At 71.2% G+C, this 11,885-nt stretch carries 9 protein-coding genes and 1 riboswitch; all 9 genes read right to left on the bottom strand.

Annotation, left to right across the window (positions count from 1 at the left end; translation table 11 throughout):
• Positions 1-135: 135 nt before the first annotated feature.
• On the bottom strand, positions 136-573 hold the full coding sequence (locus H9L41_RS24285) for a hypothetical protein (RefSeq protein ID WP_265583920.1): 438 nt from the start codon (positions 571-573) through the stop codon (positions 136-138).
• Complete coding sequence (locus H9L41_RS24280) at positions 552-818, bottom strand: phage tail protein (protein ID WP_265583919.1); 267 nt, start codon at positions 816-818, stop codon at positions 552-554. Before H9L41_RS24280 ends, H9L41_RS24285 begins: the two co-directional genes overlap by 22 nt.
• A 53-nt stretch (positions 819-871) precedes the next feature.
• Entirely contained in the window at positions 872-1,204 is a 333-nt protein-coding gene (locus H9L41_RS01460) for a DUF6916 family protein (RefSeq protein WP_028445788.1), read from the bottom strand.
• Entirely contained in the window at positions 1,201-1,794 is a 594-nt protein-coding gene (locus tag H9L41_RS01455; RefSeq protein ID WP_211236850.1) for a GNAT family N-acetyltransferase, read from the bottom strand. Before H9L41_RS01455 ends, H9L41_RS01460 begins: the two co-directional genes overlap by 4 nt.
• 426 nt (positions 1,795-2,220) lie before the next feature.
• Positions 2,221-3,630, bottom strand: a complete 1,410-nt coding sequence (gene ahcY / locus H9L41_RS01450) for an adenosylhomocysteinase (protein WP_028445786.1) — start codon at positions 3,628-3,630, stop codon at positions 2,221-2,223.
• 133 nt (positions 3,631-3,763) lie between these two features.
• Positions 3,764-3,850: riboswitch (S-adenosyl-L-homocysteine riboswitch) on the bottom strand.
• Positions 3,851-4,126: 276 nt separating this feature from the next.
• Positions 4,127-5,374, bottom strand: coding sequence for an STAS domain-containing protein (locus tag H9L41_RS01445; RefSeq protein WP_028445785.1), 1,248 nt, complete (start codon positions 5,372-5,374; stop codon positions 4,127-4,129).
• Between the two features lie 98 nt (positions 5,375-5,472).
• The gene (pbpC, locus tag H9L41_RS01440; protein WP_051318913.1) at positions 5,473-7,542 is read right to left on the bottom strand and encodes a penicillin-binding protein 1C; all 2,070 of its coding nucleotides are present in this window, start codon (positions 7,540-7,542) and stop codon (positions 5,473-5,475) included.
• Between the two features lie 558 nt (positions 7,543-8,100).
• Positions 8,101-8,424, bottom strand: coding sequence for a rhodanese-like domain-containing protein (locus tag H9L41_RS01435; RefSeq protein WP_028445783.1), 324 nt, complete (start codon positions 8,422-8,424; stop codon positions 8,101-8,103).
• A gap of 251 nt (positions 8,425-8,675) precedes the next feature.
• Positions 8,676-11,276 (bottom strand): GGDEF domain-containing protein, encoded by a 2,601-nt coding sequence (locus tag H9L41_RS01430; RefSeq protein ID WP_028445782.1) that lies wholly within the window; start codon positions 11,274-11,276, stop codon positions 8,676-8,678.
• Between the last annotated feature and the right edge of the window lie 609 nt (positions 11,277-11,885).

The raw sequence follows: 11,885 nt of genomic DNA, 5'->3' as shown, positions 1-11,885 counted from the left end.
CAGGCATCCCTCCCTGCTGCTGCATGCGCGTTGTTGCTCGGCACAAGGCGCGATCCGCGCGCAATCGACGATTACGTTATTTGCTCATCGAGCAACGCCTTGTCCGTTCGTTCCTGCTGCCGCGGGGTCGCGCGATCAGTTGCGCGACGGGAAGATGCCGTTCAGCGCGATGATGAAGGTCACGCCGAGATAGGGCTGCTGGATGCTGAAGGGCAGGCTGCCGCCGTTGTTGCCGACCGTGACCGTGCCGGTGGCCGTCACCGTGCCGCCGCCGCCGCCGCTGCCGACCGTCACGCCGCCGAGCGTGGCCTTGGCGCCGGCCGCCGGCGCGGTGGTGGTGTAGAGCCCCTGGAAGTCGACGTTGTCGCCGCCGCTGGTCGCAGCGGTGACCGCGGTCAGGTAGGTGGTGCCGCCATTGGTCGGGTTGGCGAGCGCGGGACTGGCCGAGGTGCCCACGTCGATCGTCACCGTCGTACCGCTGCCGCCGCCGGTCACCGCAGCCGGGGTGCCGGTGAAGACGGCCTGGTGATTGTGGATCGGCATGTTGGAGATCAGCAGGGTGGTGTTCTCCACGCCGCCCACTTCGCCGAGGTCGACGAGCGACAGCCCGGGCCCTGGCCCCAATGGGTCGGCACGCGGCCGCGCATGTCGGGCAGGCCGAACGTGACCTGGCCGTTGCCGCCGAAGGTGGTGCCGAGAATCGAGAACAGCGCGGTGTTCTGCGAAATGCTCATCTGCTGCCCGTTGCACAGCGCATAGCCGCGCGGCGCGAAATTGCCGCCGAACATCTTGATCTCACCCAGGAACGGTTCACTCATTTTTGCTATCTCCTCAGATTGCGCGTTGCATTGGGCGCCGGAGGCGCTGGAATTCAGCCCGCCGTCGGGACGGCGGCGGGCTGGGAAACCGGATAGTGGAAGACCGCCTCGACCAGCGGCCTGTCCTCCTCGTCGCGGCCGACCGGGGTCAGCAGCAGCGGCCAGGTCGACTGCCCGTCGGACACGCCGTAGACCGACGAGGCGATGGCCTGGCCGACCGGCAGCGCGAATTCGGCGCTGAAGCAGCAGTAGCGCTTGTTCATCGGCACGCCGTCGTACACCGCCGCCAAGGTGGCTTCGACCGAGGCGCCGAGCGCGTTGGAGATGAGGAAGACGCGGCCGACGGCGGCCTGCAGCTCGTCCTTGGCGGGCATGGTCTGGTTCATGGTCGGGAAGCCTCGTGCGCCGGACTGCGGCGCATCTTGTCGTAGACGCCGCTCTGGGCGATGGTTTCGAAGCCGAAGCGGCGGTACAGCCGCTGGGCGGGATTGGTCGGCTCGACGTGCAGCGTGATCGGCAGGCCGAGCCGGTCGGCCTGGCCGACCAGCAATTGCATCAGCGCCCGGCCGATGCCCTGGCCGCGCGCATCGGGCAGCAGGCTGACGTCGATCAGCACCGCGGCGGCGGCATCGGCCCACCAGTAGAGCCGGCCGATCGGCCGGCCCTCGCGCAGCAGCAGCAGACGCTGCGCGTCGGCGTAGTGTTCCTGGTAATAGCAATGCTGGGCGGCGAACTGCTGGGTCAAGAAGCCGAGCTTGTCGGCCTCGCTCCACTGCACCTCGGCCAGCTCGTCGAGCCGGGTCGAGACATAGAGCGCGCACAGGAAGTCGAGGTCGGCGACGGTGAAGGGACGGGCCAGCAGGCCGTCGAGCGCAGCGGCGAGCGGCCCGGGTGCATGGGGGAAGCAGGCGGCGAGCCCGATCGGCTCGGATGGCGCGGCGCATTCGGCACGCGCGGGCACTTCGATTGCGGACACACCGCTCTCCTCAGAATCCACCAGCAACGGCGGGTGCCCGACGGTCGGGCTCGTTCTTATGGTTCTGGGTTTCCGCTGGCGTCCACCTGCGCGGCATCGGTCGTGCGACCGACAGGCAGGGACGAACTCGGATTTTGTGGCGATCCGATGCGGGGCAGACAACGAGAGCCGTCGGGGTAAGCCGCGGCCTGTGTGTTCGGCCAATCGGATACGGAAAAGTTATAGCACCGCGAAGTTACAGATCGCAACCGGCGCCGCCACTATTGCCAAGCACGGAAGTAACAGGCCGTCTGTTACTTGCGAACGAGGCCTGGCCTGGCCTCGCGGGCATCCGCCCGGTCGCGGCGGGCGGCGCCGCCGCCGCGACGCCGCACCACCTTGCTACAGAATTTGATCATTTACCGATATACGGCAAACGACGGCCGATCAATAGCGGTAGTGGTCCGCCTTGTACGGCCCCTGCTTCGACACGCCGATGTAGGCTGCCTGCGCATCGGTCAGCTCGGTCAGCTGGGCGTTGAGCTTCTTCAGCTGCAGCCGCGCCACCTTCTCGTCCAGGTGCTTGGGCAGCGTATAGACGCCGACCGGGTAGTCCTGGTTGCGGGTGTAGAGCTCGATCTGGGCGATGGTCTGGTTGGCGAAGCTCGACGACATCACGTAGCTCGGGTGGCCGGTGGCGCAGCCGAGGTTCACCAGCCGGCCGCGGGCCAGCAGGATGATGCGGCGGCCCGACGGGAAGATCACGTGGTCGACCTGCGGCTTGATCTCTTCCCACTGGTACTGCTCGATGCCGGCGACGTCGATCTCGTTGTCGAAGTGGCCGATGTTGCAGACGATGGCCTGGTCCTTCATGCGCACCATGTGGTCGTGGGTGATCACGTGGTAGTTGCCGGTGGCGGTGACGAAGATGTCGGCGTGCTCGCAGGCGTAGTCCATGGTCACCACGCGGTAGCCTTCCATGGCGGCCTGCAGCGCGCAGATCGGGTCGATCTCGGTGATCCAGACCTGGGCCGACAGCGCGCGCAGCGCCTGGGCCGAACCCTTGCCGACGTCGCCGTAGCCGGCCACCACCGCGATCTTGCCGGCCACCATCACGTCGGTGGCGCGCTTGATGCCGTCGACCAGCGATTCGCGGCAGCCGTACAGGTTGTCGAACTTGGACTTGGTGACCGAGTCGTTGACGTTGATGGCCGGGAAGCGCAGGTCGCCGCGCTGGTGCATCTGGTACAGCCGGTGCACGCCGGTGGTGGTCTCCTCGGTCACGCCCTGGATGTGCTCGAGCCGGGTCGAGTACCAGCTGGCGTCGACCGCCAGCTTGGCCTTGATGGCGGCGAACAGCACGCGCTCCTCTTCGCTGCCGGGGTTGCCCAGCACGGTCGGATCCTGCTCGGCGCGGGCGCCGAGGTGCAGCAGCAGGGTGGCGTCGCCGCCGTCGTCGAGGATCATGTTGGAGTAGCCGCCGTCGCTCCAGTCGAAGATGCGGTGGGTGTAGTCCCAGTATTCGGCCAGCGTCTCGCCCTTGACCGCGAACACCGGCGTGCCGGTGGCGGCGATCGCCGCGGCGGCGTGGTCCTGGGTCGAGAAGATGTTGCACGAGGCCCAGCGCACCTGCGCGCCGAGCGCCTGCAGCGTCTCGATCAGCACGGCGGTCTGGATCGTCATGTGCAGCGATCCGGTGATGCGCGCGCCCTTGAGCGGCTGGACGGCGGCGTATTCCTCGCGGATCGCCATCAGGCCCGGCATCTCGGTCTCGGCGATGCGGATTTCCTTGCGGCCCCAGTCGGCCAGCGCCAGGTCGGCGATCACGTAGTCTTGCTTGTCTGCCACGGTGTTCATCCTTTCGAACAGGTGGCCGGGTCAGGCGCCCGCGCGGCGACGCCGCCGCGCGATGCGGCCGGACGTGACAGCGGAGGGACCTAGGCGGGATGCGGTTCTCACCTGGATTGCATCCCGTGCCCGGCACGGGTTGGTCAGGTGAGCGCGGTTTTGGGACAGTCGGCTTGGACTTGGACACCGGGCCTGGGATCGGAACGACCTCGCAGCGCTCCCCGGAGCGGTCGGATTATAGCGAAGCGCGAGGGGTTAGGTGTGAGGTGTGAGGGGTGAGGGTGAGGGGTGAGGGGTGAGGGGTGAGGGGTGAGGGGTGAGGGGTGAACCCCATCCCCCACCCAACCTCCCCCTTGAAGGGGGAGGAGCCGCGCAGCGACGGCTCCATCGCCGGTGATCGTTCAGCCAACCACCATCTGCTCCCTCCCCTTCAAGGGGAGGGTTGGGGTGGGGATGGGGTCAACCCCTCACACCTAACCCCCTCGCACCTCACCGGCCAAGCCCGCTATTTCTTGCGGACGATGCGCGCCACGTCGGCGATGCCCATGATGCGGAACAGCGCCACCACCAGCTCGTTGGCGCCGGTCAGGATCGGGCTCTTGCCCTGCGCGGTCAGCGTGACCAGCGCATTCATCAGCATGCCGGCGCTGACGAAGTCGATCCGGCTGACGCGCGAGAAGTCGATGCGCACATCCTGGTGTTCCTCGGCATAGGCCAGCATCGGCGCGAAGGCGGCCTCGCTGCCGCCGACGATCGGGCCCTGGAACTGGAAGGCGTCGACCACCGGCTCCGGCGTCGGCGCCTCGGCGCGCAGCTTGGCTTCCTCGGCCGCCACCTCGGCGGCGGTCTTGGTCTTGGCGGTGATGTCCCACGACGGCGGCGAGACCTCGTAGGTCACCGCGTAGTCGACCGCGGTGTTCTCGAAGTCCTCCTGCAGGCCCAGCAACTGGTAGACCTCCATCAGGAGCAGCCAGAACGGCGCCTCGTCGTCGACGCGCCGCATCACCTCGATGCTGGCCTTGAGCTTGTCGGCCAGCGCCGGGCCGCCGGTCGGCTGGAAGCGGACCTTCTTCTTGCGGAAGCGCGCCCAGCGCGCCACCACGGCGGCCGCAGCGGCCGAGTCGATCTGCTCGATGCGGCCGAAGTCGATGCGCACCGGCGCGCCGGCCGCGGTCAGCTTCTCGAGCTGGTCGAGCTGGCCTTCGACGGTGTCGCCCTTGAGCTGCTGGGGGAACAGGTAGGACGGGCCACCGGCCTTGGCTTGCGCCGGCGGGACGGCCGGCTTGTCTGCTCCGCTGGCGCCCTGCCATACCGGCGCGCTGCGCTCGAAGGCGACCACGAAGCGCAGCGCCAGCTCGTCGAACTCGGCGCGGCGGTTACGCATCTGGTAGAGGTCGAACAGCATCAGCCAGGTGTCGAGCGCGTGCTGGCCCTCGGCGGTGGCGATGTCGGCGACCAGGATGGCGATGGCGTCGTCGACCTGGTCGTTGGCGAAGCTGATCGCGGCCTGCTCCATCGCGGCCGACAGCGCGTCGCTGCTCTCGACCACGTCGATGCGGGCACCCGAGATGGTGGTCGGGCCGATGGTGGTGAAATCGAGTACCGGCAATTCGCGCGGCGGCGCGGCGGCTTCCGCGGCCGGCCCACCGTCGCCGGCCGGCGGCGTGGCCGGCTTGGGCTGGACGATGCGCGGCTGCTTGGGCAGCGGCTCGTCCGGCTCGACGTCTTTTTTCTTGAAGAAAGAGAACACCACGATGCGATCCTGTTGATCCGCGCCCCCGCGCGGCGCGGCAATTCTAATGCCTGGGCCTCTTGCGGCCCACCCCGCAATTGTAGGGGACGGCAGACGAGTTATCGGACGAGTGCGCCGCGAACTTCAAATCGCACCGCATCTTTCGAGCGTCCGGCCGCGTCGACCAGGGCCAGGCGATGGCGGCCGGGGACCGGCGACCAGTCCAGCGCGACGGCCACATCGCCCAGCGGCACGCCGTCGAGCTGCCAGCGCAGGCCCTCGCTGCCGCTGGCCCGCAGCACCATGCGCTGGCGCGCCGGCGGGATGTCCGGGTCGAGCGCGGCGATCAGGCCGTCGGCCGGATAGACGATGGTCGGACCCGGTCGGCCGTCGGCAAGTTCAATCACGTCCTGCGCCGTGCCGGCGATGAAATATTCGACACGCGGCGGCTCGATCGCAGGCTGGAAGCGGATCGCGCGGCGCTCGACGCCGGCCGGGACGGCCGCCGCCCCGCCGCCGTCGGCCAGCCGGAGCATGATCTCGCGCCAGGCCGGCGCCGCGCCGGTGACGCCCGAGACGTCCCACATCGGTTCGCCGTCGGCGTTGCCGACCCACACCGCCACGGTATGGCGCGCGCTGAAGCCGGCCGCCCAGTTGTCGCGCATGTCCTTGCTGGTGCCGGTCTTGGCGGCGCTCCAGCCCGGCGTGGCCAGCGCGTTGTCGAAGCCGAAGGCGGCGGCGCGCGCGCCGCGGTCGGCCAGGATGTCGGCCGCCAGCCAGCTGGCCGCCGGCGCCAGCGCCTGGCGCCCCGGCAGCGCCGGCCCGGGCGTGAGCCGCCACGGCGCGGCGCGGCCGCCGTTGGCCAGCGCGCGGTAGGCATTGGCCAGGTCGATCAGCCGCACCTCGGCCGCGCCGAGCGCCAGGCCGTAGCCGTAGTGGGCGGCCGGCCGGTCGAGCGGCAGCCCGAGCGCCTGCAGCCGGGCGTGGAAGTCGTCGAGCCCGACCAGCAGCAGCGCGCGCACCGCCGGCACGTTGAGCGAGGCGCCGAGCGCGCTGCGCACGCTGACCGGGCCGCGGAAGCTGCGGTCGTAGTTCTGCGGCACGTACTGGCCGGCCGGAGTGGCCAGCGCCACCGGCGAATCGTCGAGCGGCGAGGCCGGCGTCAGCAGCCCGCGCTCGAAGGCCAGCGCGTAGAGGAAGGGCTTGAGCGTGGAGCCGGCCTGGCGCGGCGCCAGCACGCCGTCGACGAAGCGCGCGCCGCCGCCGGCGCCGGGCGAGCCGACCCAGGCCAGCACCTCGCCGCTGGCATTGTCGAGCACCACCGCGGCGGCGTCGCGCACGTTGCGGCCGCCGAGCTGGGCCAGCTGGTCGCGCAGGATGGTGCGCACCGCGCGCTGCAAGTCGCCGTCGAGGCTGCTGCGCAGCGTGGCGCCGGCGGCCGGCGCGAGGCGGGCCAGCAGTTCGGGCGCGGCGTCCGGCCCCGGCAGGGCGCGCGGCGGCCCCGCCAGCGTGGCCAGCACATAGGCGCGCAACGGGGCGCAGGCGGTCGCCGCGGCGGCATCGGGCGAGGCGGTAGACGCGGCCAGCGCGCAGGCGCGCCGCGCCACCGCCTCGGGCGCCGCGTTGGGCGCGCGCAGCAGGCTGGCCAGCAGCAGCGCGTCGCGGCGGTCGAGCCCGGCCGGCGCCTTGCCGAGCAACAGCCGGCTGGCAGCGTCGATGCCGACCAGCTCGCCGCGGAACGGCGCCAGGTTCAGATAGGCCTCGAGGATCTGCGGCTTGCTCCAGCCGCTTTCGATGCGGCCGGCCGCGCTCAGCTGGCCGAGCTTCTGCCGGACGCTGCGGCGGCCGCCGGCGGCGCGCAGCTCGTCGTCGAGCAGGCCGGCCAGTTGCATGGTCAGCGTGCTGCCGCCGCGCACCTCGCCGCCGGCGGTGTCGAGGGCCGCGGCCACCAGCGCGGCGCCGTCGACGCCGCGGTGCTCGTAGAAGCGCTTGTCCTCGGCCGCCAGCAGCGCCTGCAGCAGCGTGGGCGAAACCTGCTCCAGCGGCGTCCAGCCAAGTTTGCGCAGCCGCGGGTCGATTCGGCCGGCCTGCAGGGGCCGGCCGGCCCGGTCGACGATCAGCGCGTCGCTGCTACGCCATTGCGCACGCACCGCGTCGAAGCCGGGCGGGGCAGGGCTGCAACCGGTCAACGCCGACGCCGTGCCGAACGCGAGGATATATTTTGCTGCAGTGCGGAACCCGGCGCGGCGACGGCGCTCTGAAGCCATGTCGCGCGATTTGCCCTTGCGAATCATCGCGGATGTTGTCTCCTCGAATCCTGTCACCCCCAACAGGATGATTAACGGCGCGGAATCCGCGCCGCTTTTTTTGCCTGCCGCTCTTGAGTGCGCCGTTTGTGCAGGCACCCGGCGGAGCCGGGCGCTTCCAGGCTGGTACAGACTGAACGGACCGGTGCGGACCTCGATCCAGCCCTACTCCCCCACCTTCGCCGCCCCGGGCCCCCGCAAAGTCGCAGACTTTGTGGGGTGGTCCAGAGGGGCCTCGCTGACGCTCATCAGCGGCTATTTCTACCCTCCGCGCGGGCTCGATCTTCCGCGCAGGGCGGCGCGGCCCTCGCGTTTTGCAGGAGCGGCTTCAGCCGCGAATGGCGTCGGTGGGTACTCAACCATTCGCGGCTGAAGCCGCTCCTACGCCTCAAATCGCCGTCGGCGGCAATCGGTATGAGCGGACGTGCCTGGGTGGCCCTCTCAATACCGCGCCATCGCCGGCTCGACCTCGTCGGCCCAGGCGGCCACGCCGCCGGCGAGGTTGTAGACCGCGTCGAAGCCGGCCCGCTCGAGGAAGACGCCGACCTGGTAGCTGCGCATGCCGTGGTGGCAGATCACCACCGTGGGACGGTCGGCATCGAGTTCGCCGACGGTGGCGGGGATGGTCTGCATCGGGCGGTTCTCGGCGCCGGCAATGTTGCACAGCTGGAATTCCCACGGCTCGCGCACGTCGAGCAGCAGCGGTCGATCGGCGGCCGGGTCGGCCAGCCATTGGGCGAGTTCGGTGGGGGTGAGCTGTTTCATTGCATGGGCCGGGTTGATGGGTCGAGAGGCCGCGATGGTAGCGCAAGGGTGAGGGGTGAGGGGTGAGGCGTGAGGGGTGACCCCATCCCCACCCCAGCCCTCCCTTGAAGGGGAGGGAGTTCGTGCAGAGCAGGCGAGACGGGCGTGCACATCGCCGACGTCGGAGGTCGACGCACCGCGCCCCTCCTCTTCAAGGGGGAGGCCGGGAGGGGTTACACCTCACACCTAACCCCTCACGCCTAACCCCTCACTCACTCCTCGTCCACCACCGAAAACAGCGCACCCTCCCCGTCGCGGAGCCAGGCCGTGCAATTGCGGCCGGCGTGCTTGGCCTGGTAGAGCGCGCGGTCGGCCACCTGCAGCAGGCCGGCGATCGCCGCTTCCTCGCCGCCGGCCGGCGGGTCGGCCAGCACGGCGCAGCCGAAGCTCATGGTCACCGGTACGCCGCGGCCCTCCCAGTCGAACGCTTCGGCCGCCACCGCGGTGCGCAGCCGGTCGGCCACCTCGGCCGCCTGCATCAGGTCGGTCTCGGGCAGCAGGATGGCGAATTCCTCGCCGCCGAGCCGGCCCACCGTGTCGACGCCGCGCTTGCCGCGGTCGAGCACCCGCGCCACCCGGGTCAGCACCGCGTCGCCGGCGGCGTGGCCCAGCGTGTCGTTGACCGACTTGAAATGATCGATGTCGGCCATCACCACCGCCAGCGGCCGGCCGGTGCGCCAGGCGCGGCGGATCTCGAGCGCCAGCACCGAAAGGAACTGGCGCCGGTTGGGAATGCCGGTCAGCGCGTCGGTGGCGGCCAGCCGCCGCATCTCGGCCTCGACCTCGGTCAGCCTCGCGTGCTGGTCGCCCAGCCGGGCGTAGACGCGCGCATTGGCGACCGCCACCGCGACGTAGGCGCTCAGCGTGCGGCAGATCAGCCGCTCGCGCTCGCCGTAGGCGTGCTCGTCGGTCGACTGGATGCTGAGCACGCCGACCAGCTCGTCGCCGACCAGCAGCGGGCCGAACCACGAGGCGTGCATCTCGCGCGTGCCCGGCACGTGGGACTGGCTGCGCTGGCCGGCCGGGTAGTCGGTCAGGATCTCGCGCCGCTCGCGCGCGCAGCGCGCCGCCTGCGACTGCGGGTCGTCGATCGACACCCGCCGCTCGGGCAGCGGCCGGCCGTCCTCGACGCCGCGGCGGCACAGCGTCTTGCCGTCGGCCTCGAGCACCGACATGCCGACGTAGGTCACCCGCACCAGCTTGCCCAGGTGGGCCACCAGAGTGAACAGCACGCTCGACAGGTCGAGGCTGGCGGTGATCTCGCGGCCGATGCGGCCGAGGTTCTCCAGCACCTGCAGCGAGCCGGCCAGCTCCTGCGCACGCACCGATTCGAGCCGCGCCAGGTCGCGCTGGTGGGCGGCGTCGAGCCGCTGCTGCTCGGCCCGGTGGCGCATCTCCAGCGCGGCCAGCCGGTTGGCCTGGCGCTGCTGCTCGGCACCGGCGGCGCAGGCGCGCGCGCGGCGTTCGCAGCGCAGGGCCTGGACCGCGTCGCCGCTCGCCTCCCAGGCCTGCGACAGCCGCTCGAGCACCGCCGTCTGCTCGGCCGGGTTGCCGAGCAGGCCGGCGATGTCGAGCGCGCGTTCGAGGCAGCGCAGCGGCGCATCGGCATGCTCGGGCTGCGGATGGGCGGTGTGGATGTCGGCCAGCGCGCGCAGCGCCTCGAGCTCCCAGCGCGGCAGGCCGTGCTGGCTGGCCAGCGCCAATGCCCGGGCGGCGTGCTGGCGGGCCGGCTCGGCCGCGTGCAGGCGGGCCAGCGCGCGCGCCGCCAGGGTGGTGGCGTCGACCACCACCGGCCAGGCCGACAGCGCGGTGGCGATGCGCTCGGCCGCCTCGGCCTGCTCCAGCGCGCTCTCGTTGCGGCCCAGCTGCAGTTCGACGTGGCCGAGGTAGCACTGCGCCCGCGCATAGCCGCGCGAGGCCGGCACCACCGCCAGCCAGCCGAGCGCTTCGTTGAGCAAGCCCAGGGCGCGCTCGGGCTGGCCGGCCTGCTGGACCAGGTCGCCCAGCTGCGCCAGCGCGTCGCCGATCGCCTGCGGCCAGCCGGCGCGGCGCGCCAGGGCGAGCGCCTGCTCGAGCCAGGCCAGCGCATCCTCGCGGTCACCGAGTTCGGCGAAGGCCGTGCCGAGCCAGGCGCCGATCCGGATGCGGCAATGCAGCATGCCGAACTGCTCGGCCGCCTCGGTCTGGCCGGCGAACAGCATGGCGGCCCGCACCGGCTCGCCGGCCAGCAGCGCCTGGCGGCCCTCGGCCAGCGCCAGCAGCAGCGCGGTGCCGCCAGGCGGCACCGCGCCCGGCGCGCGCGCTTCGTCGATGCGGCGGGTGGTCGAATCGGGCGCCGCCAGCGTGCTGGCCAGCGCCGCCCAGGCCGCCGCCAGCTGGCTGCGGGCGGGATCGTCGCACAAGCTGTAGGCGGTGGCGGCGAGGCCGGCCGCCACCAGCTGGCCGCGCTCGTCGTCGCGCAAGCCGGCCAGCAGGGCGCCGCCCAGATAGCAGTCGCCGACACCGGCCGCGTCGCCGATCGCCTCGAAGGCGGTGCGGGCGCGGGCCAGCAGATCGGCGGCGCGTTCGAATTCGGCGTTCAGCGCGGCGATCTCGGCGCGCAACAGCGACAGGCGCGCGCGCAGCGCGGCGTGGTCGTCGTCGCCGGCGGCCAGCCACTGGGTCGCTTCGTCGGCCAGCGACAGCGCGCGGCGGCTGTCGCGCTGGCGCAGGTGCCAGGCCAGTTCGACCAGCGCTTCGAGCGGCAGCGGCTCGCTGGCGCCGAAGCGGAGTTCGAGCGCGGCGACCCGACTTTCGTCGGCGTAGAAATCCATGCGGGCATCCATGAACGGGCGCACCGTCCGGACTGGACGGCAGGTGCAATCACATCGGTTTACACCGCTTGCGTGTGCAGCACAAATGATGGGCGACACGGCCGCCACACAGGGCAGGGCCGGCCGCCAGGCCGCGATCGGAACAGCTTGCCGCGGGCCGGGCAAGACCGGTTTTCCCTCGATGATCGGGTCTGCAAGCGAGCGCTTGAATGGATGCGACGAAAGGTCTGCCGCGGGAACGGAAGAATGGGGCGGACCAAACCCCACGGACACGTTCAAGTCGCCGCAAAAGCGGTCTGGATATGTGTAGGAGCGGCTTCAGCCGCGAATGGCCGTGGTGGATGCCCGACCATTCGCGGCTGAAGCCGCTCCTACAGCGATCTCGATCCATCGCGAGAGGGATCGGCCGATCAGTGCAAACGGACGAAGCAGGCGCGACGAGCGTCAGCGAGGCTCCCCCGCGGCGGCGGGGGTGAGGGGGGTGGAGTCGATCAGGGTGGGGCCGGGACTGAGTACTCGCTCACCTCGAACGCCCGGCTCCGCCGGGCGCAGCTCCACCCTCGGCGAAATCACGAACCGCCGAGCGTCCGGCTAAGGCTCCACAGGCGC

The organism is Chitinimonas koreensis (assembly GCF_014353015.1).
Classification (GTDB): Bacteria; Pseudomonadota; Gammaproteobacteria; order Burkholderiales; family Chitinimonadaceae; genus Chitinimonas; species Chitinimonas koreensis.
Note: the sequence above shows the minus strand (reverse complement) of the source record. Positions and strands in the feature narration are given on the sequence as shown.

Bases quoted from the DNA above. Each gene is read 5' to 3' on its own strand.
- H9L41_RS24280 (WP_265583919.1), bottom strand. From the start codon at position 818: ATGAGTGAACCGTTCCTGGGTGAGATCAAGATGTTCGGCGGCAATTTC.
- H9L41_RS01460 (WP_028445788.1), bottom strand. From the start codon at position 1,204: ATGAACCAGACCATGCCCGCCAAGGACGAGCTGCAGGCCGCCGTCGGC.
- ahcY (WP_028445786.1), bottom strand. From the start codon at position 3,630: ATGAACACCGTGGCAGACAAGCAAGACTACGTGATCGCCGACCTGGCG.
- H9L41_RS01435 (WP_028445783.1), bottom strand. From the start codon at position 8,424: ATGAAACAGCTCACCCCCACCGAACTCGCCCAATGGCTGGCCGACCCG.
- H9L41_RS01430 (WP_028445782.1), bottom strand. From the start codon at position 11,276: ATGGATTTCTACGCCGACGAAAGTCGGGTCGCCGCGCTCGAACTCCGC.